A 23,545-nucleotide genomic window follows, 5' to 3' on the forward strand; every position below is an offset into this window, starting at 1 on the left:
ATATTTTTTCATTTTTTCTCCCATTTTTTAATGGGTCGAGCATAAATGCCTCCTAGCTCATATAATGTCTTTTTGTCGTGGATAAGCTCTTTTCTGCTATATCCAGATAAAGAATAGATTTTAGGAAGCAGAAAAATAGCTTCTTCTGGACAGACCTCTTCACACAGTCCGCAATAAATGCATCTAGTCATGTCTATAAAAAAATCCTTAGGTGCTTTTTCTACTTTTGCATATTTATCTTCGAGTGGGATTTCTCCAGGGATGATTCGAATGGCTCTTGGAGGACAGATAAATTCACAAAGTTGACAGCTGACGCATTTTTCCCTTCCCTCTTCATCTTTAACTAATAGCGGAGCTCCCCTTAATCCCTCTGGAAGCTGAGGTTTTTCTTCAGGATATTCAAGAGTGATTTTTGTCTTTCCCCTGACTCTATCCCAAAAATGTTTTAAAGTAATTCCCAAACCCTGAAGAATGCCAGGCAAATAGGTTTTTTCAAAAAAATTAAGCGTCGGTCTTTTAACAATCATAAAGAATAAAAAAGAACTTTTTCTAATCCCTTAGTCTATATATTGCATTATTTTTTCTAAAAAATATAATTTTAATCGATCTACCATAATCAATTAAAATATTCAATAATTTTCTTTTCTTACAAACCTCCTTCTACTTTTGATAACGAGTGCAAATAGGCGCACTATTCTTTTCCTGCCGGTTCTTTTCATGGCCGCAGGCGTAATTTTTTCAGCCACATCAGAACCCTCCTTTCTCACAGTGCCTCTTTTTTCAAACACTGAGTACTAGTCCTTTGAGATGGAGAACTGCGTTGAGCTTACATTCATGAGAGCAGCTGTCTGTTGGAGAAGTCTAATGTCTATTTTTTCAGTAGGTTATCAACCCAGACAGTCTAAAGGAAAAGCTTACAACACGCCAGAATAAGTTTCCTACTCGCCTCCTCCTTCCTCTGATTCTTGCCATAAGCTCAAAGAAAATCCCTTGCGTTTGAAGCCCAGGACTTTCCCAGTGGCATCAACATGCTTTTGGATTGCCAACATTCCACTATCTTGACTAAAAGACCATTCCATTTCTCCACCTTGCCTACACTAAGCGTTTTTCCCATATGCACAGACACTCTGGATTCCATACAATAGAATTAAATTCCCAAACTGTGGAATTAAGGAAGAAAAATTCTATCATCTTTTCCCTATCACTATTTTTTCCTTATAAAAGCATATTGAAAATTCCTAAATGAAATTTTCTTCATTCTTTATCTAATTTTGATAAATTCTTTTTATGCAATACAGACATATTCCAGGAACAGAAATCGAGGCATCTGTAATCGGTTTTGGATTATGGACTTTGACTACCGGGTGGTGGGGAACCTACACCGAAGCAGAAGCTATCCGGCTTCTTAAAGAAGCATACGATTTAGGAATCAACTTTTTTGATACAGCCGATGTATATGGTCATGGATATGGAGAAGAAATACTGGCCAAAGCCTTCCCCAACTCCACAGATGTAGTTATTGCTACGAAGATAGGCTACAATTTCTATAACAACATCGATCGTTCGGCTCAACAGGAACTACCTCAAGATTTTTCTGTTCCTTTCTTAAAAGAAGCTCTTCACCGGTCACTTAAACGACTCAAGCGCGATTACATTGATAACCTTCAACTACATAATATCCGTTTAACCCACGTCAAAGATGATGCTATCTGGCAATTCCTGGAAGATCAGCTTAAGGAAGGCACCATACGCTCTTATGGTGTGGCTCTTGGACCAGCCATTGGTTGGCTCTATGAAGGACTGGAATCCATTCGTTTAAGGAAGCCGCACATCGTCCAACACATTTACAATATCCTTGAATCTTACCCAGGGAAAGAGCTTATGGGCAAAGCTGCATGGGATCAAACTCGTTATCTTATCAGAGTTCCCCATGCCAGTGGCATGCTCGAAGGCCACTATACCCCTAACACTAAATTTTCTCAAACCGACCATAGACGTTTTCGACCAAAACACTGGCTTGAAAATGGTTTAAAAAAAATAGCCACCCTCCAGTTTCTAGTCCTGCCGAATCGTTCTTTGGGACAAGCTGCCCTGCAATGGATTCTTAATGAAAAGAAGGTGCTGAGCTGTCTGCCTAATATTTATAACAGCACTCAGCTCAAAGAATTTGCTCAGGCTCCCGACTGTCCTCCATTAACTAAAGAAGAACTAGATAAGATTGATTCGTTAATTGCCTCGAACTTTGGAGTGGAAGAAGAAGCTGAAGCTTACAAGGGAACAATGACATTAGAACAGCTTCATGCTGCTAGCCAATAAAATCGTAGAGAATGCAATGATCCGATTATATTTTGTAGATTAATTAGCATGAGATCCCTCCATGGAAACGTGAAGTGGCATCTAGTTAGAAACTTTTAACGCTTGCGGAATTTCAAGTAGTTCTGTGGGGAAGGTCCTCAAATTATAATTCAGCGCTTCAGGCAAGTTGAAAACTCACTCTTTGCATTTGCCCTTTCTTTATGAGCAAAATAAAGGTTTCTTGAGTAAGGGATCCAACTAAAAAGATAGGCGAAAATAAACACCGAGTCCCACCTATAAAATGCATAAATTAAGAGCAATAAAGAGCCTAAAAGGCTACAATACCAAAAGGCAAGGGGAACAACTACCGCTTTTTTCTTTTCAGTAGCAATCCATTGAATTACAAAACGGGAAAAAAAAAGGATATTCCCTATCCAACCGATTGCTTTCATTGGACTCCAATGAATCCCCAGAAAATCGGACATACTAGCTAGTATACAATAATGATCAGTAAACATAACTTTTCTCCCAATGCCACTGATTTTCTACTATTCAATAGCGATTCTTTTTCTTTCATTTTTATTCTTTCCGTATCGAGCCAAGCATTGGTAGGCTCGAAAGAAAAGAACGATTAACCTCCATAACCGCTTCTTCTCCAACTAACTGACGAATGATTTCAAAGGCAAACTCTATGGCACTGCCAGCCGCTCGGCCCGTGATTAAATTACCGTCAACCACAACAGAGCTATTCTCTTCTAGTCTAGAAAGAGGTATTTCTGCTTTAATGGACGGATGGCAGGTAAACTTGTTTGAAGGGAAAAGACCGAAGTTGATAAGACAACCTGGCGCCGCACAAATTGCTGCAACCCATCCCCCTTTTAAAATCTGTCTTTCGAGGAGTTCCTTTATTCGGATATCTTTTTTCAAATTTTCAGCTCCTTCAGCTCCTCCGGGCAAAATAATGCAATCAAAATGTTCTTCTAAAACATCTCCCAGATCATAATCAGGGATTATCCTGATTTTCCTAGAACCAGTAATGACTCCAGGCAATATGCCCGCTACGACCACTTCAATTTTGGCCCTTCTCAACAAATCAATGGGCACAACCGCCTCTATTTCTTCAAAGCCTGGAGCAAGAATCACCAAAGCTCTTTTAATCATACCCCATTAATTCTAAATAAAATGCTTTTTTGCATTTCACAAAATTTTTCCTCATCCATTACCGCTTCCTTCTCTATATTTTCAGAAGGGATAGCCATTTTAATCCAAGATCGACATCCACCCATCGCTTTCTCATCCCATGCAATCGTAAAAGGGCTACGAGTTCTATACACTCTTACGATGAGCAAGGAAAGCCCTCGCTTTTTTCCATAATCAAATCGTTTTTTTAGAATTTCTTCTTCCCAAATATGGAAGGCAGAGAGGCAACTCACTTTTTCCCAATCGGTTATAAACAAAGAGTGATAGACGGTTGCGATGTATTTAAGAACGACTCGATCCTGCACCCCTTCTTCTCCAGTAAGCAGGGTCCTATATTGTGGCTTAATTTGGAGCAGATCTTCATGATAGGAGGTGGGCAGCAGCCAAAAAGTAGGAGCTTTCAGTTGAAACTCTTTTTCTTGGATCCCTCCTTTTCTAAAGAGGAGGCATTGTTTGCCTTGACCCAAAGCTTCAACGACAATCCTCCAATCTTTAAAGGCATAGCTTGAGGAAGGTTCTTCTGGAATAGTAAAAGGTGACTTTTTTAAGAAGGACTCATTCACACTTACTTCCAGGCTCCTTGTGAATTAGTTCCCAATGACGGTAAAAGTAATTCGTTCCAGAAATAATCGTAATGGCCACTGTCAACAACATCATGGGATAGAGCGTATTTTCTAAAATATAATCGAAAATTCCAGTTTTTATTTTCGTCTCTTTTAAGCTAAGTGAAACAAAACAAGCAATGATAAAAACCATCTGGGATATTGTCTTTTGTTTCCCTCCCATATCCGCCCCCATGACTTTTCCATGAATGGCAACTAAGGTGCGCAGCCCTGTGATTAAAAATTCTCTTGCAATCATCGTGATGACAGCCCATAAAGGGGCATAATTAAACTGCAGTAGAGAGAGAAGAGCTGCACTGATTAATATTTTATCAGCCAAAGGATCCAATAATTTGCCTAATTCACTAACCAAGTTGTAGTTTCTAGCAATCCATCCATCCAAAAGATCCGTAAGGCTAGCCAGAAGAAATATGATTAGTGCTGTGGTGGCCTGAAAGGGCCAATCAATGCTGAGATCAGCCACGAAAAGCCCACACATTCCAATGCGGGCTAAAGAGAGCTGATTTGGTAAATTAAGCCTAAGGGTTTGCTGCGACACCTTTGTTTTCGATTTTTCCTTTGTAGAGAGTCGCTGAGACTTTATTCCAAACAGTCCGCTTATTTGAGGAAAGAAAATCACTGTTGAGTGGAAGGAGAAAGTTTTTTTGCTGGTGCACCAAATTTTACTTCCTTGGCTTCAAGTTTATCCCCACTTTTCTTCGCATGCACTACAACTCGCATTCCTTTTTTTAAATTATCCAAAGAAGAAGGATTTCCTTTAAAAACATATTGAGTCGAAGGGCTTATTTCTACTGTCTTGTTTTCCCCTTTTTGGTCTCGATAACAAGCGAGTTGTCTGAAATACTTGTAACGGTGCCCATAATATGTTCCAAGTTTCCATGAGCATAGACAGTAGGCATCGCAAAAATCATGACGAAAAATGAAAAAATGGTAATCCACTGAAATTGTTTCATCTTTTCTTCTCCGTTTTCTATGTTATTGTTCTTGCTGCTCTTTAGAAGCATCCCCCAAAGAATTATCTTCTTCAAGAAATTTTTCTTCTTCTTTTTCTTCCTGAATTTCCTGAGGACTAATAGGGTTCATTTTCTTCATCTTCTCTTCTTCTTCTTTTGTTAAATATGGCAAATGTCGAATAAAATGAACAAGCTTCCAACTGTCTTCATCCGGTTCTTTTGCCTCTCCCCAAGCAGGCATTCCAGTCCATCGAATTCCATTATGAATGATGTAGTAAATTTCACCATCGGACTTTTTCTGTGCCTCTTTCGACCTCAGATCGGTAGGCTTAGGATAAAGATTTTGCCCTACTGGAGTCTCTCCACTCCCGTTGTTTCCATGACATAAGGCACAATGATCGGCGAAGTGATCTCTGGCTTCATCTAAGACTGCTTGAGAATAAGGGATAGGATTTTTCATCTCTTTGACAGATTGCGGGATAGAAAGGCTAAGAGCGGTTGTAGCAATGATCTTTTCAAGAGCTGGGGGAGTACTTCTCGCTGTGAACCCTTTGCGGATTAAGGAATAAGCAAAAAAGAGAGAGGCCAAAAAGAGGAGATTTAACAATAAGCAGAAGAGAGAAAAAAATCTTTTCACTATTTCCAAGAGATATTTATTAATTATTGGCTAATGCAACTTCTCTTTACTCATCAAAACAAATTCCAGTAAAGAGAATTTTTTTCTTACTTTTCATAAATCATACACAATAGCAAAACAAATGAAGAAAAAGCATACCATGAAGCCTCAGTGGATTTTGATCTTTTTTCTATTCAGTTCGGGCGCCTATGGTATTGATATCAGCCCTAGCAAAAATACCCATCCAGACATTCTTCAAGCCCCAAGAAAACATTGGTCTATTATCCCCTTTGCTGACCCCAAAAGAATCGATAAGGCCAATCAGATTAATTTCCACAAAATTCAGTCTACCCTCAAAGTTGAGCCTAACCGGCTCTCTCTTTCTTCCCTTAAAGATAGTCTTACGACACCTTCTCTTCGAGTCGTGCTTACCATTTTCAATAGCGGGCGAAGAACCTACACCTTTAAGTTTCCAGATTCTCAAAGATTCGATTTTAGAATCAGAAATGCCAACAACGAGATCATTTATGTATGGTCCGAAGATAAAGAATTCCTTCCTATGGTCGGAACAACCACTTTAAATCCAAATGATACTCTTACTTACAGCGAGGTTGTCGCCATAGAAGAACTAGACCAACCACTTCAACCGGGAACTTATTGGATAGATTCGATCTTAGCTAACTATCCTGAAATTACTTCCTCAACGACTCTAGTCGTTGAACCTTAAATTTAGTATTTTTCATTGCCGCTTCTGCCTACTAAGGCAACCTATCTGAGAGCATGATGAGGAGGGTCAGCGGAACGATGTGGACAACTTTTTGACAACAAACAGCTATTGACAGCCCTGCATATTTCTTTCCTGAGCAACGCGTTCAGCAATCCAAGGATAGGTTAGCTTGAGTCCTTCTAGAAGGGAAAATTTAGGCATCCAACCAGTAATCTTGTAAAGTTTGCTATTATCACTGTTCCTACCCCTTACTCCTTGGGGTTTTGATAAATTGTGTCTAATACGGATATTTTTATTCGCCACTTTTGCTGTCATTTCCACGAGTTGATCAATCGTTACAAGCTCTTCCGAGCCTAAGTTTAAGGGCTTAGGATAATCAGACTGAGTGATCAAGTATATTCCTTCGACGCAGTCTTGAATATATAGAAAGGACCGGGTTTGTTTGCCATCACCCCAGATTTCAATCTCTGAAGAATCCTCAGCCAGTGCTATTTTTCTACATATTGCCGCCGGAGCCTTTTCCCTTCCCCCTTTATAGGTTCCAAGTGGTCCATAAACATTATGAAAGCGTGCTACTCTCGTTTCCATTCCTTTATCTTCTTGATAATACTGACAGAGTTTCTCAGCAAAAAGTTTTTCCCAACCATAGCCTTCTTCAGGGTCTGCAGGCATGGCATCCTCTTCTTTCAGGGGAATCACATCGGCCGATTGCTGTCTGTAGGAAGGATAAATGCAGGCAGAAGAGGAATAGAAATATCGTTTGACACCATTTTGGTAGGAAGCCTCTAGCATATGGGTATTGATAAGGATGTTATTTTTAGCAATTTCAGCATGGTTGCCAGAAATATAACCTATCCCCCCCATATCGGCTGCAAGCTGATAGACCTCATCAATTCCTTTTGTTGCTTCTAGACAATTTCCCCAATATCTCAAATCCAGAAGATAAAACTCATCACTTCTACTTTTTTCGAATTCTGGTTCTTTGATATCAACTCCCCTGACCCAATAGCCCTTCTGTTTTAAAAAATTCACAAGATGATGTCCAATGAATCCACCAGCCCCTGCAACGAGCGCTCTTTTCATTTCAAAACTCCTTGTTGTTCGTGTTGTTTTGTCAAAACCTCCCACACAACCTTTTCCATAGCTTCGAGCACCTTTTCTCTGTCCCAGGTGTTCAAAGCATATTCTCTACCATTTTCTCCTAGTCGCTTCCGAGTGTCCTGATCCATAGCAAGGGTTTCAAGAGCTTTGGCCATCTCCTTAGAATCTTCAGCAGGTACAACCACTCCTGCCAGAGCCTCTTCAATTACCTTTGCTACCTCACTGTTCTTATTAACCGAGCAGACGACTGGTTTGGATGCAGCCAGATATGTCATAACCTTGGAAGGAAAAACAATATCTCCTACTTCTTTCTTTTGCGTGACTAGGCAGAGATCGACAGCAGAAAGTAATGAGCAATATTCTTCTTTTGGAAGCAAACCAATGAAGCGCAAATTAGGAATACCCAATGCTTTGGCCTTCAGCTCAAGCCGGGACCTATCGGCTCCATCCCCAACTAAAAGGAAAACGATCTCTTTTTTTTCTTTTAAAACGGCTGCGGCTTCAATGACGATATCCAATCCCTGCTTTATCCCCATATTCCCTGTATGGGCAACGATTATTTTATTTTCCAACCCGTATTTTTTCTTAAAATCCAGAGCCTTTTTTTGTCAGGCAATAAAAATAGATCTGGATCGGCCCAATCCGGGAGAAGAACGACCTTCTCAGCTGGTATCCCCTTAGAAAGGATCTTTGCCCGCATGGTTCTAGTTAAAGTCGAAATTTTTGTTGCTTTGTCATACGAAAATTTCTCCAATTTATAGAGAATATCGAAAAAAACACTGGATCTGATCATTCTAAGATCCCTAGCAGCGTCCGGCTGCAGATCTGGCACATGAAAGATATAAGGGATTTTCCACAATCGACTTAAGAGAAATGCGATGGCTCCCAAGCCAAGAGGTGGAGAAACAACAAAAAGCAGATCTGGTTTTCTTAGAAAAAGGGCTCTTAGGAACGAAGAGACAATAAAAGAGCCTTCATGGACAATTCTCCTCAAAGTTGTTACATTTCTTGGAACATAAATAAATGAACGATATATAGTAACCCCATTATGACTTTCCGATAGATAAAACTTTCTCCGATATTCGGCAGATATTTTCCATAAAGGATAATAAGGGAAGGCTGTAAGCATGGAAACTTTGTAACCTCTGGCTGCAAAAAATTCACACCGTCCCGTATTGAAAAGGCTTATGCCTGTTTTTTCAGGCCAGTAGTTAATTCCAAGGAAAAGAATCCGATAGGAAGACATATTGGTTACAGGAGGAATCCTACAGGAAGGCAATGGATTAAAGTTTAACGGTGCTGGAGGATAAAGGTCAATAAGAAAAATCAAGTTGTCTTTGGGTCTGACAGGATTCGAACCTGTAACCAAGGGATTATGAGTCCCCTGCTCTGCCGTTGAGCTACAGACCCTTCCAATCCTTTTGATTCTACTTTAATATCTAAGGTTTTCAAAATAATTTTGAGCCCCCTGAAGTATTCCTTCAACTACAATTTCTGCAGCTCCCAAAGATCTTTATGCGGCTTTTTCTAGTTGACATAAAATATGATAATGATAATCCATTATCAATTATGTTTTCTGGCCATGGTCCAGCTCACTATTATTTGGGTTTTCTTGCTTTGCTCTTCCTAGTTCCCCACACAGTTTGTTTTGCTGCATCCACTCAGCAACAAACAGTTGATCAACCCTTTGCTTCCCTTCCTGAAGTGACCGTGAGCGCTAGCAAACTTTCTGAGGTTTTCCTTCCAGAATCCACCTCTTGTTATGCCACTCCGCTGCCAGTTCTCGATACCCCTAGAGCGGTAAGCCCCATTTCACAGACTTTAATGAAGACGGCAGGCATCGGTTCTTGGGGGAAACTCGATCCTCTCAGTTTTACCTACATCAACCCAGCAGCCATGGTCGACCCTTCACAAACGGGTTGTACTTCTGCTCCAGATATTCGAGGAACCACCGGCCTCACATTTATTAACGGTATGGAACAAACCGTTAACATGCCACTTCAAGATCTACCGTGGAACCTGAACATGGTAGAATCGATCGATCTGGTCGAAGGCCCACCAGGTGCCGTCTTTGGTTCCACTCAGCCTTCTAATGGCTATGTTAATTATATAACAAAACAGCCCTATTTCGATAGGTTCAGGGGTAACTTGTGGGATACCACCGGCATGTATCGCCAATACATGTGGGGAGCTGATATGGGCGGGCCAGTTTCTGGAACCCATAACAAGCTTGGCTACCGCTTCAGCTATATGGGAATCGATAGTGGTAGTTATTATGACCTGATTAAGGATCAACAGCAAAATTTTTACGTGGCCTTGGGCTATAGGCCTACTGAAAATTACCAATCTGATTTGTATCTCGATTTTGGAACCTATAGCTATATGCTAGAAGATGTTCTTTTAAATCGACCCACCACTTCTTTGATCGAAAACGGGCTTTACTATCCAGGATTCCTTCCTCCCTCCGAAGTCAATACAGGTACTGAAAATAATCCTCCAGCTTCGAACTACCTAAAAACGGCTTTACCTATCAGCAGAAGGGCAAATGTCAAATATCCTGGTGATCTAGGAAGGGCACAAACAGCCATGGCGCAATGGATTCAGAGATTTCAACTTCAGGATAATCTCCAGTTAGTTAACAACACCTTCTTTTGGTACCAGACCCATGTTTCTAGTGAAGACGAATTTTTCTTTAATGAAGCTTGGATTGGAAATTATGAAATCGATAACCGCACTGAGCTACGCTGGATTTTTGAAACGGCTGGCTTCAAAGATCCAATCGGACACTTTGTAGATACAGGCTTGGAATGGCGGTATCAGTACGCTCTAGCTTATGACTCTTTTAGTTTTGTGGTTCCTAACGGCTGGAGTGTTTTTGAGAACCCTTTCCAAAGAAATGCTCTTTTTTCAGGAAATTTTCAAGCTTTAATCGGCAACCCTGCTGGTCCTGGAGGTGGAGAATGGCTGGTACCGACAGGTCCCTATCCCCTGTATTTTGAACCTTTAAATGGAGCTACCGGGAGCAATCTCAGCCGGTACTGGAGAATATCTCCATTCTGGCAAGATAATATCCGTTTAACAAAAACCCTTTCGATCATCTTCGGAGCAAGAATAAACCTTTATGAAGTTTCTACTGAAACTCCTCCTGGAACCCCTGCTTTTTTGTTTGAAAGTCTTACTACTTCCCAATTAGCCCCTCAAATCAATATAAGCCCCTACTGGAAACCCTATCCATGGCTAAATTTTTACTTTAATTTCAATTGGCAACAAACTACCGTTGTTGCAGGCGGAGGTGGCTATTCTCCACTATTTGGCCCTTCAGCTTTTCATCTTCTAAACGAGCTGGAAGAATTGGGGGTAAAACTTAATCTGATAGAAAACCAACTTTTCCTCTCCTCAGATCTGTTTATAGAAAATACCTATCTTTTTAATTTTGGATTGCCTCCTACTCCAGTCAATATTAAAGGATTTGAAACCAGTTTACAGTATCAACCATCCTCTCACTTTTGGCTAAAAGCCAACTATCTATTCATGAACGGAGTTGAAAACTGGAATGGGCTACCCACTGGTCCGCCTCTAGCACAAACCTACTCAACGACGGTAGCTGCTCTACTAGGGCTACCTCTGGACAATTCTGGATCTTTCCCACCCGGCAAATATGCATTAATCGCATGGCCTGAGCAGATAGTTTCAGGAATGGCAACTTACCAATTTGAGAATGGCTTGGGGATTAGTCTTGGTGCACTATTGATGAGTGATATGTTTCTAGGATATGAGCATCAAGTAAGAATCCCAACCCAATTTATCCCCAATGCCCAATTGTTTTATTCCGATAAAAACTGGGAACTCAGAACTGCCTTTTACAATTTTACAAATGAACATTATTGGCTTCCAAATGGTTTTGGATTTACCCAAGTCCGAACCCTTAACCTTGATACCATTTTTCCTGGCTGGCCGTTCTGGGTTGAAGGCACTTTATCCTATAAGTTCTGATTTATTTTGAGATTTTTCCAAAAGGACACACATTGGAGGATTTTCTCCACTACTCTTTGCTAAGGTAGAAATTTCCCCTCCCTTTTTGATGCTTTTGAATAGCCAGGGATTATAGCGGTGTAAATATCTCTTTGGCTGAAGTTCGCCTGTAGCTGAGCAACAAAGTAACTCACTGTAGGCCTTATAGTTACGCACTGTCCCAATAATTCTAAAAAGATTGCCATATTCCATTTGGGTTTTCCTGGAATCCATTACCAGATAAGAGTAAGCCACTGAACGAAGGTCGATCCCTAAAAGGTTTTGAATGTGACTCCAAAAAGAACTGTGAAAGACATGGCGAGGAACAGAAGCAAAGAAATGACACCAATTCTTTTCTTGATTAAGCATTTGGCATTTTTGTTGATGGAGACAGGGAGCAACCACCCAAAATTTTTCTTTTAACACTTCTCTCAGTTCTATAATTTTCTTTGAATATTCCTTTTTTGCAGGTTCAACCCATAGGATGGCTTCAGCCTTTTTTGCAATAGTAAGCATTTCATCCATATATTTTTCAGTTAGCTCCCCAATAACATGACTGAGTAGAAGAATAAACGGCTTAGGGATCTGCGACAGATTAAGCTCCTTTGTGGCAATATTCGGACACTCGCTACTAAAAGCTGCTTGTGCATATCGCATAGCCAAGGAAGAATAATCCCAGAAAAAACAGGATAATAGCTGAAAATTATTTTTTAGAGCCCAACCATAAAAGGTTCTTGCAGCAATACCTGATCCACATCCCCAGTCGATCAAATGGGACTTAGGTGGAATCCAGTCAAGCAAAGAAAGCTCTCTTAAAACACTTTGCCATTTCCACCGAATCCTCTCTCCAAAAACTTTATCGTAAATGCTTAGCTCTGCTTCAGACTTCCAATAAGGCTGCGTCTGTTTCTCTTGAGAAAGAAAAATATTCCTCAGTTTCTCAAGAATTTCTTTCTCATCTTTTGTCAATTCAGTCCTCATTCTTCGTACTACCTCCTGCCATGGAATACCCTTGTATGCTTTACCGCCTACGATGATGTTTTGGAAAAAAATTTAGAATTTTATTTCTAATAAGAATATGCCATGTGTTTCAAAATGCCAGCATCAGCAAAAGAGGGTAGTCTGTAAGAAGTCTTAAAGAGGCTGCTCGAATTGATCCACATGGAAAATTTTTCCAACTTGCCTATAGCAAAAAGCGGATTTTTAGCGCATTTAGCCAAAAACAGAGAGTGGCAAGAAAAAAGAAAATCCCAATTTGCTAGCATCAAATTTCTTCACAAAGGTCAAATTCTTGCTAATCTTTTCCCCTTCAACTTCTTCTTGAAAACAAAGCTCTCTACAGAAGCGCATGTTAAAACTTATAGGCAACCGTTCCTTGTATCCAGAAAGCCTGACCTGAAACTACCCAATCTGAATTCGATCCACTATCCGGAGAAGCTCCAGCAGCTGCAGCATAAGGGATCCAATAGTGACTGTTGAAAAAATTCCAGAAATAAAGCGAGGCTTCCCACCTTTTACTCGAATAAAAAACCTGAATATTGGCATAGTCTTGAGCAGGAATCCAAGCTGTGTAATTCCAAAAACTCGGGGTAGCGGCCATCCACGTTCCGCTAATCGTCACTCCAAAACCATTGTCGAACTTATAACTAACCATGGCATTGGCGACTATATCAGGGAAATCAATCCAAGGCCAAATTCCAGGTCCATATCCAAACCCAAACATTCCCGCATCATCCAAAGGAAGATGATGTCTAAAGGCATAGCCGGTAGAATAAGATTGCGTTTCAGGGGACCAAAAGGCAGGTCGCTAAAGTTGGATATTCCTCGCATGTAAGCAAATCCTGCTCTAGCCCAAAAATGTCGATTAGGTTGATAATTTAGATTAAACTGAAAAGCGGTCATATGCGTTACTACAGGCGGTAAGGCAACGTAGCCTTCCTCTAAATGGCTTCGAATTCCAGCTGCGGTCAGATACAGTTTGTTATGGAAAAGGTTAAACTTTAATCCACCTTCAATGTATTGATCCAAAAGACGCATATTATTTTGAGAAAAAACAGGAGCAAAGCCACCCATATCGGCCGCAGCGGTAGAATAAAGCCAGTTAAAATTAAAATACATGGTCATCCAAGGAAACGGCTTATAGACTGGACTGATATTAAAAAGCGGAGCCAGAGAGGTTGTTCTAAATTGTGCGAATTGATCTGGAGGTGTACCCGGTGGAGTTACTGCATCGACTATATAGGTAGTTGCCCGTGCGCCGGCTAGAAGACTAACCTTTGGATGAAATTGAATATTCCATTGCAGAAAGGGAGCAAAGGCCCAATATTGACAATCAGTCGTCCCTGTTATTCCATTGCCTGGTTCAAAATAATAACCTGGCATCCCAGGTATAGGCACTTCGATTTGTTGAGCCACTAAAGCCTGCCAAGCAGGAGTAAGCCTTGCATCCCAAAGCAAAGGATTTTCGTTCATAATATCAAATTCATTAGGAATATTCAAAAAATTGGTTGAAACATAATCTAGGTTCCTTTGGTAATGCCATTCAAAGCCGGTGTCCACATAGTGAAAAAAATCAAGCCCTTCTTGTTGATCTGCTCCCTCCTGTTTTCCCCAATGAGTTTTTCTTCCAGGTTTTCCCCCAACTGGAGTATCAAACTGTAATCGAATTTCCGTGCGATTATCGACCTCATAATCACCCATTACCGCTTCATCATAAAAGTAGGCAGGCTGGATCGCTCGATGACGGGTATACCAGACTAGGGTATTGTTTACGATATCGAAGCCCTCAGCAATATGAGCTTTTTGGATCAACTGCGTCATCCCTTGATACCCTGTTTGTGCCGCATTGGGAGGAATAAGCATTGCTCTGCGGTTAACCGGTTGAAGTCCAGCTCCAGGAAATTGATTATAAGGAATAGGCTGTCCATTAGGGAAAGTCGGAGGAAAACTATTTATCTGAGAAACTGGCAGATATCCCGTGTAATAAAGGCCATTCCAGAACAGTTCATTAGAAGGTCTGTTCATGCCGCTATAGCCAAGAGGAGAGGCATCGGCAAATTCCATATTAAAATACCAATCTGCTGTATAATTCTCTATGGGTTTTGCGCTTAAGGCTGCATAAAAATCCTGCTCGTCATTATGCACATACTGCCACCAACTCCCACTTTCTGTGCCCATGTAGCTAAACCGATAGGCTAGTTTATCATTAATAGGCCCTCCTACATCCAACCCCCAAATATAATTTTCATACATCCCCGTTGTGTCATACACATAGCCTCTGAACTTGTCGAAATAAGGCTGTTTAGTAACATAATTGACTATACCGTTAGAGCCCTGGGTTTGTCCATAGACCGCATTGGCAGGTCCTTCCAAGATATCAAAAGACTCGATCATATTCCAATTCCAAGGTAACCCCGCATTGCCCATCATAATGTTTGTAAGTGAAAGTTCGATTCCATTAACATAAGGAACAGCTTGAGTTCCAAGGACATATGGTGCATCGGTCATAAAATCCATAACTGATCCATACGTCGTTGGATTGACAGTCAATAGCGCCATTGGATTCATCATTCCACCTAAAGCATTAACACCACTGGCATACATCAATGTCTTATTCACAGGAGTGACCGTTCTAGGGGTATCCATGACATTCATCGGTATTCCATAGACCGAATCAATATCAGAAGAGGTTGGTTGCATGGTCAATTCAGGCTTGGCATATACATTGATCTCAGAGATCGTAGTCGTCGGTGCTGGATCCGATTGCGTGCTCGATATTTTCGACCTGGATGCTTTTACAATAGGTACATCTTCGCCCATCCCACCATTTTGGAGAAGAGATCCCTGAGCTGTTCCATTTCCTTCCGACCAATTGTTTGAAGACTGTTGAGCTAAAGAAAAATGAGAAAATAAAAAAACAAAAGCTACCCCAACCCACAGATTCGTATGGATAGTAAAAAATCTTTTTATCATAGCTCCTTTCCAAGAAAAAGTCTTTCCGATCAACATTATCAAAAGCTCTCAAAAACAACCAAGGAGCTCTTTTCAGAAAGTACTTTCCCTTTCTATGAGGTTAGGTAAAAAAAAGATGGGGGTTATTCCCAAGAATTTAAAAAAACATTTTTACTGCATTCGGAGCCAGGGAAAATAGGAAAACAACCTACTATTATTATCAATGGGGAAATCAATTAAACCTTTTGAAGTTGCAAAACAAGCCTTTTAAAATGTTCTCCCCGTTTTTCAAAATTAAGATAGCGGTGGTAACTTGGTGCCGCAGGAGAAAAAAGGCAGCTAGAGCCTTTCGTGGTAAATTTACTAGCAATGGTAACGGCTTCTTCGAGATCTTTAGCAAAGAAAAGATTTTTTTTGTGGTTTTTACGTTCGAAAAAAGTGCCAATTCGCCAACCGGTCTCAGGAAGGAGAATGATGTTCCTTATGTTTATTGTTTGACAAAGCTTCGAAGTAAAATCTTCTAAAGGAAGACCTCGATCCTGTCCACCAATAATGAGTGACTGAACATTGGGAATGGCTTCGATCCCAGCAAGGGTGGCTTCGGGAACAGTAGCAATGGAGTCGTTGTAATAAGAGATTCCCTCAATGGTTGCCACATATTCGAGTCTATGCGGCAGTCCACAAAAGCTAGCAAAGGCTTCGGCTATCTTTTCAGAAGATATCCCGAATAGAGAAGCTGTTAAGGCAGCAAACAGAGCATTTCTCTTATTGTGTTCTCCAGGAAGGTTAAGCCTAGAACAATCGAATGTTTTCTTCCATTTTCCATCAATGGCAATCATTTTTCCGGGCATGGGATCAAAGGAAGCTAAAAATTCCAATAAAGATGGATTGTCAGCATTATAGAGAAAAAAATTTTCGGAAGCCTGGAATCTTGCGATATTACTTTTGGCTCGACCATAGGCTTCAAAAGAACCATGATAGTTGAGATGCTCTGGATAGAGATTGAGCCAAATGGCAATAGAAGGAGAATGTTGACAATATTCCAATTGGTAAGAAGAAAGCTCAAGCACAGCAATCGCCTGTTCTGAGGCAAATGGAATGAGATGAAAAGGAGGAACTCCGATATTGCCTCCAATATAGGCATCAAGCCCATTTGTTTTTAGCAGATGATGGATCAACGACGTCGTCGTACTTTTTCCCTTTGAACCAGTTATCCCAATTGTTATTCCAGGCCAAAATTGGAGAAACAGATCGGTCTGTAACACTATTTTTTCTTTTATAGAAGGCTCTATGGCTAGATGGCTTGTGCGAATCCCAGGGCTTTTAACAATCACATCAAAACTTTCTATGGAGCTAAGGAGGTCCTCTTCCTCAATTTGCCTTATCCAAGGATTATGAATAGCGTTTAGAGCAGCGGGATTGCTATCGCTAACAAACAAAAAGGTTCCAGGAAGATTAGCTAAAAGAAATTCGAGAGTGGCCTTTCCCTCCAATCCAAGCCCCCAAATAAGGATCTTTTTCCCTAAAAAATAACTACGAATAGCCTCAGTCATCAAAAAGAACTTTTATCTTACATTTTTCATTTAGGATCGACAAAAATTTTTGTGGAAGACGATGTTCCCGATCCGTTTGATCATACAAAGCTTGCAGGGTTTCCATTGTCAACAAAAATTCGGGATACAATTCGATAAGTTTTCTGATCAAAAGTGGTGGGTTTTTCTTGGATTTTCTAGCTTGATACCAAAGAAGGCTTGCCGCCGCTTTAGTTTCCTCCTCAGATCCAACGCATTCAAAAGGCCTATGGGTTCCTTCACCACAAAGGGACAACAAGAGGCCAAACAATGATTCGTTCTCCAGAAGATCCGATCCAAAAGTTGCCTCAAGCTCCTTTTGGGGAACAAATGGCCTGAGGATTAAAAAGACAAAGAGACATTTGGGACAGTGTCCACACCATCCTCCAGAATTCCGATTACGATTGCAACTTTGAAAGATGCGTACGGACTTTGGAATAGTACTAACATGCCTGGCAATCTGAATTTCATTGAGTGGCCGCAAAAAACTAAAGTAACAAAAAGAAGGACATAAAAAATCAGTCAGGTACTTTTGAAAATCCTTTTCAAACTCGTAGGACTTCGAATATTGATGATTAATGCCTTTGGAAGGGATCGTAGGCTGACTAGCGCTGGATTCATGACTAGTGATGAAATACTTTCTTTTGTGTAGAGCCATCAGCAAGACCCCAATAAAGGCTAAGAGGGCCGAAAAAGGAGTGTGCCCATTGAGAAAGCCTTTTTTGTTAAGCTCTAAGAGTTGATCGTCGATTTTCCGTTCCACCACAACAATCTGATTTTGAGGATAACCAAAATAATTCAAGGTGTCCCATTGGGACTGAACAGGGTTCAATAAAAAACAGAGATTCTTTTCTTTTTGCTCTTTCAGCCATTCCAAAGTTAAAAAGGAATCTTTTCCTCCTCCGACAGGAAGGATATTGCCTTCTAGAAAAGGAAATTCCACTGTTGGGAATTGCTGCTGCGATCTACATTCAATCTGCATCAGCTCATCAGCAGTTTTTTCAATGTCATTTTGAAAAAAAAATTCTCCTAACCCCTTCCAATAAAGCTTAGACCACCAGTACAATTGCTCTGGAGAAAGGAAGGCTGGCTCAATGAGAATATGGGGAGAGCAGGTAGCCTTCCAATAGCTGATGAGCTCGATCATCCCGATATGAAAAAGAAAAGCATCGAGATACTTGCCAAGCTCATTCTTCAGATCAAGTGGCAACCCATGAATTTTTAAGTATGGTCGAAAAAAAATGGCCTCCCTTTTGTCCTTCCCGGTCCAAAACTCATATTCCACATAAAGAGTTTTTTGTCTTATTTCAGAAGAAAAACGGCTAAAGACAAACCGAGGAAATAATTTTCTTAACTGGAGGAAATTCCTCTCTGCTGATTTTGTCGGAACATATTCCATGCCGAGCATTTAATCCTAATGCAACTTTATTTATTGAAAGGCAAGGTTTGCCGCTTCTAAAGTCTCCTTGCTACCAATGTCAAACCAGGGGCCTGTCAGTTCCCAAACATAGACATCCATTTTAGGATAAAGCCACTGGATAAATCGACCTGGCTGATCCGTGTTCTTTTGCTCATTCAAATACGTTTTAACCAAAGATAATACCGATTTTGGGAAAAAATAAAGGGCCATTGCTACCCAACTTGTCGATGGATTTTGAGGTTTTTCTTCAAAATAACAGAGTTTGCCATTGGCATCGAAACTCACAACCCCATATTTAGAAGCAAGTTGTTTGTCTTTTAAGTTGTAGACACCTAGCAACGGGCTATTTTTCCGCTTGGCTTCAGAAACAAAAGAAGTAAGGGAGGCACAAAAAAGATTATCGCTTGCAAGAACAATAAGATCATCCTGGAGTGGCATTCTTTCGATGGCAAACTGGATATCTCCGATAGCCCCTAGTCGATTTTCTTCTGTCGTTGAACCATCATCTAACACTACGACCGGAAGCTTTACCGTCGCTTTCTCTGTATATCGATGCTCCCACTCAACAAAGTGCGCATAAAACTTGTGGTTAGTGACTACATAGATTTCATCCAATGAAGAAAGTTCAAAAAGCTTATCCATTATGTAATCGAGGATCGGCTTTCCAGCTACAGGCAATAGGGCTTTAGGCTGGTTCAAAGTCAGAGGGTATAATCTTGTGGCATATCCAGCAGATAGAACTAAAGCACGCATGTTTTTTTCTCCGTTGATATTTTTGATTCAGAGATCTTCTCTGCGCTACTGCTCAAAAAAATAGGAGGGTAAATAAGTCTGAGCAATCATTTTTAAAATTTCAAAAGTCTCTTTGGAGGTTTTTGCTTCCCATAGTGGAGAGAGACTATTTTTTATTTTATCGACATCCAAAAAACGTATTGCTCTTTTCGTTCTTGGAATAAACACTGAACCCATACTAAGTCGGTGGATCCCTACTGCAAGAAAAAATGGTAAGAGGTAAAGATCACTTGATATTTCCCCACAGATTCCAATTGGAATATTTCTTCGATGAGCCGCTTCTGCGGCCATGCGAATCAAAAGGAGCACGGATGGATGAAAAGGTTGGTATAAATATTCCACATTATTATTCATCCTATCAACCGCTAGCGTATATTGAATGAGATCGTTGCTTCCAATGCTGAAAAAATCAACCGTTTGAGCAATATGCTCTGCAATTAAACAGGAAGAAGGGGTTTCAATCATTACCCCGCACTTGACATCTCCAAAGGGTACCCCTTGATGAAAAAGTTCTTGTTTTGTTTGATCAATCATTTCCTTGGCGGCAATAATTTCAGTCAAATCGGTGATCATTGGGAACATTACTGCGACATTTCCTTCAACAGCTGCACGCAGGATCGAACGCAATTGCGTTTTAAACATTTCTTTTTCTTTTAAAGAAACACGAATCCCCCTTGAACCAAGAACGGGATTTTCTTCCATCCATCGCCAAGGCAAATAGGAAATAATTTTATCAGCACCCAAATCCAGAGTTCTAATGACAACCTGATGGGGTTTAGCATGGACAGCAGCATTTCGGTAGGCTTCATATTGCTCTTCTTCAGATGGAGGATGATTGGCTTTTAAAAAAAGGAACTCTGTCCGATAAAGCCCTATGCCATCAGCACCACTTTTCGTCATCACAGGGATGTCCTCAGGAAATTCGATGTTAGCTGAAACATAAACTTTCTTTCCATCAATAGATTCAGCTAGTTGGTGCAGAATTTTTTGATCAGATAATTCTAAATAAGAAGAAGATAATTTTTTCTCTTTGATCATCGCTATTCTTTCTGGAGAAGGGTTAACCAAAAGGATTCCTTTGAAACCATCAATCAGTACAGTTTGTCCATTGGTAACTTTATTTAAAATACCTTGAATGCCGACAATAGCAGGAATTCCTTGAGACCTCGCTAGAATGACCGCATGGGAAGTTCTGCTTCTATCTTCGGTAACAATTCCAGAGACGTGTCGGAGATCCAAGGAAACCAGATCAGAAAGCATAAGAAAATCAGCAATCAAAATCCTTGGAGAATCAAGGATTTGTAGAGAACCTTCTTCTCCTTTTAATTTTTTTAAAACTCTTTTTGCCACATCCCGAATTTCAATCGCTCTTTCCCTTAAATATTCATCTTCTCCAACCTTATTGAGTCCAGCAATAAATGACCTGATGATGTTTTGATAGACTGCCTCTACACAAACAAGGTCACGCTCCAGTTTTTCCTTGACAGCCTGCAAGATCATTTCATCTTCAAGAGCCAAAATCTGAACATCGAAAAGACTTTCTTCTACAGTTAATCCCAAGCCACACAGCGAGGCCTTTGCTTTTAACAGATCTTCTTTTGTCTGCAGAATCGCTTTTTCAAACTTCTCTAGCTCGCTACGAATTTCGTGAGGTTCTATTTTTCTTTCTCTAATAATTTCATGCTCTTCTTGAAGGATTAAAGCAGATCCATAGGATAATCCAGGAGAAGCAGGGCATCCTTCTAATAATGTTTCTTTAAAATCCTCCATATCAGAGCTGCATTTACATTTTAAAACGTTTGCTTGCTAACCTCTTATTGATTTTCTCCAAACTTGTTATTCACGAGATTGACTAGTGCTTCAACAGCCTGTTGTGCATCAGGGCCAATAGCTGTAATTTTAAGCTTAGAACCCATACTGGCTGCTAATAACATCACTCCCATGATACTTTTCCCATTGACTTCTTCACCGTCCTTCTCCACTTTGATGTCTGACTCATAGCGGTTAGCTATCTTTACAAACATGGCCGCAGGTCTTGCATGAATGCCCAGCTTATTTTGTACAACCACTTCACGCACTACAGGAGAAAAGCTCGTTTTTCCAGAATCCGATTGATTCGTTTCAGGTTCCATTTAGATCTTCCTATGGTTCCTTCCAGTGATTTTAATTAATTTTTCGTTGAATTCGGCTGCCGCATTGTACCCCATCGATCTTAATTTCTGATCCAGTGCCGCCACCTCTACTAGGGTCGCTAAATCTCTTCCCGGTCTTATGGGAATAGTGACATGCGGGACGCGAATATTAAATATCTCATAATAATCTTGCTCTAAGTTTACTCTTTCAATTTCCTCTCCTTTCTCCCATTCTTTAAGAGTCGCTACCATATCCAATTTTTTTTCAGGCCGTATAGCCCGCAAACCAAAAAGAGTTGTCACATCGATGATTCCTATCCCTCTTACCTCCATATGAAACCGACTAATATCTGGAGCCTTAGCCACTAATTCTCTACCCTCCAAACAATAAATTGTTGTAACATCATCGGCAACCAAAGAATAGCCTCTTTCTACCAAGGAAAGGACGCATTCGCTTTTCCCAATACCACTAGGACCTTTTATAAGCACTCCAATCCCCTGAATATCTACCATGCTGCCCTGTTCATTGGTTCGAGGAGCAAAATCCATTTCCAAACAGATCGTCACGGTGTTGATTAACCGCATCGTATGGAGTTGTGATACAAAAAGAGGAACCCCTAACTCTTCGGCTTGTTTAACGATGAAGGCTGGAGGAGTCATTCCACGGGAAAGAATCAGACAAGGAATCTTTTTTAGGAAAAGTTGCCTTATCCGTTCTTCAGATTCTGCACTGGGAAGACTTTTCAGATACGACATCTCTCCCCATCCAATAATCTGGACCCTTTGCTTAGGAAAATATCTTAAATAACCGGAAAGCTGTAAACCCGGTCGATTAATGGATCCTTCTCTAATTAACCGATTAAAACCCTTTTTGCCCGCTATCAAAGATAAATGAAGCAACTCGCCATGCTGCTTATAGAATTCCCCAATAGTTATTTTTGGAATGCATTTGGCCGAAAAATTGTTTTTTTGAACTTTCATGAAAAAAATCAGGAAAGGCTTCTTATAAGCATCAAAATTATTTTAAAAAATCACTATTTCAAACAATTCTCAAGAGCACTTTTTATAAAAATTGCTTTTTGTTCTGTTTCTTCATATTCGGCATATGGATCTGAATCGTAAGTAATGCCACTGCCGACATGAAAAGTTGCTACTCCCTTTTCAATCACCACCAGCCTTATAGCCATAGTAAAAGCGGCCCGTTGGGGCATAAAATAACCAATGGCTCCTGAATACAGGCCTCGAGGATTGGGTTCCAATTCTTTGATAATTTCTATCGCTCGTTTTTTAGGGGTACCCGTCACCGAACCACCTGGAAAGTTAGATAAGAAAGCATCTATCATATCGTAAGCTGAGGACAGGATCCCCTCAATAGTACAATGCATGTGATAGAGATGCGGGTGAGCAGTAATACGCCACAGCTGGCTAACCTTCACCGTTCCATAATGACAAACTTTTCCGAAATCATTTCTCACTAAATCCGTTATCATCAACAATTCAGCTTTTTCTTTCTGGCTTTGAACAAGGTCCAAAAGATTTTTTCTGTTCGATATCCTATCGCCGTTCCGAGGCCTTGTCCCTTTGATAGGTTTGCTTGTCATCCTTCTACCATTGATATGTAAAAACAGCTCTGGACTTGCACAGACTAGCGTTTGTGGAGCATCGTCCAAATAACAAATTCCTCCCAGCCCTTTGCCTTCATGAAGGAAAAAAGCAAGCACCGACAAAGGGTCTGCCTCCCACTGACAAGAAATTTGCCTTGCTAAATTAATGACGTAGATATCACCGGCAGCAATGTACTCTTTTGCTTTTGCAACCATCGAAGCGTATCCCTGAGGTCCAGTATTAGAAAAGAAAGCTGGGCGGATAAAGGCAGTTGCTTTTGATTTTTTTTTGCTTTTCAGAAAAGCAGAGAGCTTGAAACGATCTTTAAACAAAGAAAGGCATGGATAAAAGCCAAACCAGAAATTCCCTTCGAAGCCTACATAACCAACTAGTCCTTGCTGTCCATTTTTTATTTTACGTAATTCTTTAAGAACGGATTTAACTCCACCCCAATCTTTCTGATCGCCACTAAGAGTAAAAAGAGGCTTCTCTCCATAATAAAAGCCTCGATCCTCATTCCAAGTTGGAACGACCACCATAATCCATAT

24 protein-coding genes and 1 tRNA gene are annotated in these 23,545 nt (G+C 40.5%); 3 read left to right on the forward strand and 22 right to left on the reverse strand.

From position 1 onward, the window contains the following. Nucleotides 1-8: 8 nt before the first annotated feature. Both kam1_RS09380 and kam1_RS10180 read right to left on the reverse strand, forming a co-directional pair. Entirely contained in the window at nt 9-527 is a 519-nt protein-coding gene (locus kam1_RS09380) for a NuoI/complex I 23 kDa subunit family protein (protein WP_039721406.1), read from the reverse strand. Nucleotides 528-938: 411 nt separating this feature from the next. Continuing rightward, nucleotides 939-1,079 (reverse strand): hypothetical protein, encoded by a 141-nt coding sequence (locus tag kam1_RS10180; protein ID WP_161792033.1) that lies wholly within the window; start codon nt 1,077-1,079, stop codon nt 939-941. A gap of 208 nt (nt 1,080-1,287) precedes the next feature. Here kam1_RS10180 and kam1_RS09385 point away from each other — a divergent pair, with 208 nt between their 5' ends. Continuing rightward, on the forward strand, nt 1,288-2,316 hold the full coding sequence (locus kam1_RS09385; RefSeq protein ID WP_039721407.1) for an aldo/keto reductase: 1,029 nt from the start codon (nt 1,288-1,290) through the stop codon (nt 2,314-2,316). A gap of 149 nt (nt 2,317-2,465) precedes the next feature. On the opposite strand, the gene kam1_RS09390 is transcribed toward kam1_RS09385, so the two are convergent. The 6 genes from kam1_RS09390 to kam1_RS09415 form a co-directional block, all read right to left on the reverse strand. Next, on the reverse strand, nt 2,466-2,813 hold the full coding sequence (locus tag kam1_RS09390) for a lipid-A-disaccharide synthase N-terminal domain-containing protein (RefSeq protein ID WP_244946064.1): 348 nt from the start codon (nt 2,811-2,813) through the stop codon (nt 2,466-2,468). A gap of 61 nt (nt 2,814-2,874) precedes the next feature. Continuing rightward, nucleotides 2,875-3,456 carry a DJ-1 family glyoxalase III gene (locus kam1_RS09395; RefSeq protein ID WP_052250474.1) on the reverse strand — a complete coding sequence of 194 codons (582 nt, stop codon included), beginning with the start codon at nt 3,454-3,456 and terminating at the stop codon, nt 2,875-2,877. Next, nucleotides 3,453-4,058 (reverse strand): DUF1802 family protein, encoded by a 606-nt coding sequence (locus tag kam1_RS09400; RefSeq protein ID WP_039721409.1) that lies wholly within the window; start codon nt 4,056-4,058, stop codon nt 3,453-3,455. Before kam1_RS09400 ends, kam1_RS09395 begins: the two co-directional genes overlap by 4 nt. Beyond that, the gene (pgsA, locus tag kam1_RS09405; RefSeq protein WP_039721572.1) at nt 4,051-4,656 is read right to left on the reverse strand and encodes a CDP-diacylglycerol--glycerol-3-phosphate 3-phosphatidyltransferase; all 606 of its coding nucleotides are present in this window, start codon (nt 4,654-4,656) and stop codon (nt 4,051-4,053) included. The genes kam1_RS09400 and pgsA overlap by 8 nt, the downstream gene beginning before the upstream one ends. Nucleotides 4,657-4,733: 77 nt before the next feature. Further along, entirely contained in the window at nt 4,734-5,057 is a 324-nt protein-coding gene (locus kam1_RS09410) for a hypothetical protein (protein ID WP_244946065.1), read from the reverse strand. A 36-nt stretch (nt 5,058-5,093) separates the two neighbouring features. Beyond that, entirely contained in the window at nt 5,094-5,708 is a 615-nt protein-coding gene (locus tag kam1_RS09415; protein WP_039721574.1) for a c-type cytochrome, read from the reverse strand. A gap of 139 nt (nt 5,709-5,847) precedes the next feature. Here kam1_RS09415 and kam1_RS09420 point away from each other — a divergent pair, with 139 nt between their 5' ends. Next, a complete protein-coding gene (locus kam1_RS09420; protein WP_039721410.1) occupies nt 5,848-6,414 on the forward strand; it encodes a BsuPI-related putative proteinase inhibitor in 567 nt (188 codons plus the stop codon). 105 nt (nt 6,415-6,519) lie between these two features. On the opposite strand, the gene kam1_RS09425 is transcribed toward kam1_RS09420, so the two are convergent. From kam1_RS09425 to kam1_RS09435, 4 genes are all read right to left on the reverse strand, one after another. Next, a complete protein-coding gene (locus kam1_RS09425; RefSeq protein ID WP_039721411.1) occupies nt 6,520-7,497 on the reverse strand; it encodes an NAD-dependent epimerase/dehydratase family protein in 978 nt (325 codons plus the stop codon). Continuing rightward, nucleotides 7,494-8,087, reverse strand: a complete 594-nt coding sequence (locus kam1_RS10875) for a glycosyltransferase family 4 protein (protein ID WP_244946066.1) — start codon at nt 8,085-8,087, stop codon at nt 7,494-7,496. The genes kam1_RS09425 and kam1_RS10875 overlap by 4 nt, the downstream gene beginning before the upstream one ends. Then, on the reverse strand, nt 8,072-8,884 hold the full coding sequence (locus kam1_RS10880; RefSeq protein WP_244946067.1) for a glycosyltransferase: 813 nt from the start codon (nt 8,882-8,884) through the stop codon (nt 8,072-8,074). The genes kam1_RS10875 and kam1_RS10880 overlap by 16 nt, the downstream gene beginning before the upstream one ends. Next, nucleotides 8,854-8,925 (reverse strand) — tRNA-Ile (locus kam1_RS09435). The genes kam1_RS10880 and kam1_RS09435 overlap by 31 nt, the downstream gene beginning before the upstream one ends. 105 nt (nt 8,926-9,030) lie before the next feature. Here kam1_RS09435 and kam1_RS09440 point away from each other — a divergent pair. Further along, nucleotides 9,031-11,508 carry a TonB-dependent receptor gene (locus kam1_RS09440; RefSeq protein WP_235277184.1) on the forward strand — a complete coding sequence of 826 codons (2,478 nt, stop codon included), beginning with the start codon at nt 9,031-9,033 and terminating at the stop codon, nt 11,506-11,508. Here the strand turns inward: kam1_RS09440 and kam1_RS09445 are convergent. The 10 genes from kam1_RS09445 to kam1_RS09485 all read right to left on the reverse strand — a co-directional run bounded on the left by kam1_RS09445 (nt 11,491) and on the right by kam1_RS09485 (nt 23,536). After that, nucleotides 11,491-12,507, reverse strand: coding sequence for a small ribosomal subunit Rsm22 family protein (locus kam1_RS09445; protein ID WP_039721412.1), 1,017 nt, complete (start codon nt 12,505-12,507; stop codon nt 11,491-11,493). The genes kam1_RS09440 and kam1_RS09445 overlap by 18 nt on opposite strands. Before the next feature lie 370 nt (nt 12,508-12,877). After that, nucleotides 12,878-13,249 carry a hypothetical protein gene (locus kam1_RS10885; protein WP_244946068.1) on the reverse strand — a complete coding sequence of 124 codons (372 nt, stop codon included), beginning with the start codon at nt 13,247-13,249 and terminating at the stop codon, nt 12,878-12,880. Further along, entirely contained in the window at nt 13,192-15,498 is a 2,307-nt protein-coding gene (locus kam1_RS09450) for a TonB-dependent receptor (RefSeq protein WP_244946069.1), read from the reverse strand. The genes kam1_RS10885 and kam1_RS09450 overlap by 58 nt, the downstream gene beginning before the upstream one ends. Before the next feature lie 215 nt (nt 15,499-15,713). Then, a complete protein-coding gene (murD, locus tag kam1_RS09455; protein WP_039721413.1) occupies nt 15,714-17,030 on the reverse strand; it encodes a UDP-N-acetylmuramoyl-L-alanine--D-glutamate ligase in 1,317 nt (438 codons plus the stop codon). Further along, nucleotides 17,023-18,447: a hypothetical protein gene (locus kam1_RS09460; RefSeq protein ID WP_244946070.1), complete on the reverse strand. Its 1,425-nt coding sequence runs from the start codon at nt 18,445-18,447 to the stop codon at nt 17,023-17,025. Before kam1_RS09460 ends, murD begins: the two co-directional genes overlap by 8 nt. A gap of 30 nt (nt 18,448-18,477) precedes the next feature. After that, nucleotides 18,478-19,221 carry a nucleotidyltransferase family protein gene (locus tag kam1_RS09465; RefSeq protein ID WP_039721414.1) on the reverse strand — a complete coding sequence of 248 codons (744 nt, stop codon included), beginning with the start codon at nt 19,219-19,221 and terminating at the stop codon, nt 18,478-18,480. A 45-nt stretch (nt 19,222-19,266) separates the two neighbouring features. Beyond that, complete coding sequence (ptsP, locus tag kam1_RS09470; protein ID WP_039721415.1) at nt 19,267-21,030, reverse strand: phosphoenolpyruvate--protein phosphotransferase; 1,764 nt, start codon at nt 21,028-21,030, stop codon at nt 19,267-19,269. Nucleotides 21,031-21,074: 44 nt separating this feature from the next. Continuing rightward, entirely contained in the window at nt 21,075-21,392 is a 318-nt protein-coding gene (locus tag kam1_RS09475; protein ID WP_039721416.1) for an HPr family phosphocarrier protein, read from the reverse strand. Beyond that, nucleotides 21,393-22,373 (reverse strand): HPr(Ser) kinase/phosphatase, encoded by a 981-nt coding sequence (gene hprK / locus kam1_RS09480; protein ID WP_039721417.1) that lies wholly within the window; start codon nt 22,371-22,373, stop codon nt 21,393-21,395. Between the two features lie 53 nt (nt 22,374-22,426). Further along, nucleotides 22,427-23,536 carry an anthranilate synthase component I family protein gene (locus kam1_RS09485; RefSeq protein WP_039721418.1) on the reverse strand — a complete coding sequence of 370 codons (1,110 nt, stop codon included), beginning with the start codon at nt 23,534-23,536 and terminating at the stop codon, nt 22,427-22,429. Nucleotides 23,537-23,545 lie beyond the last annotated feature (9 nt).

The organism is Methylacidiphilum kamchatkense Kam1 (assembly GCF_007475525.1).
GTDB classification, from domain to species: Bacteria; Verrucomicrobiota; Verrucomicrobiia; order Methylacidiphilales; family Methylacidiphilaceae; genus Methylacidiphilum; species Methylacidiphilum kamchatkense.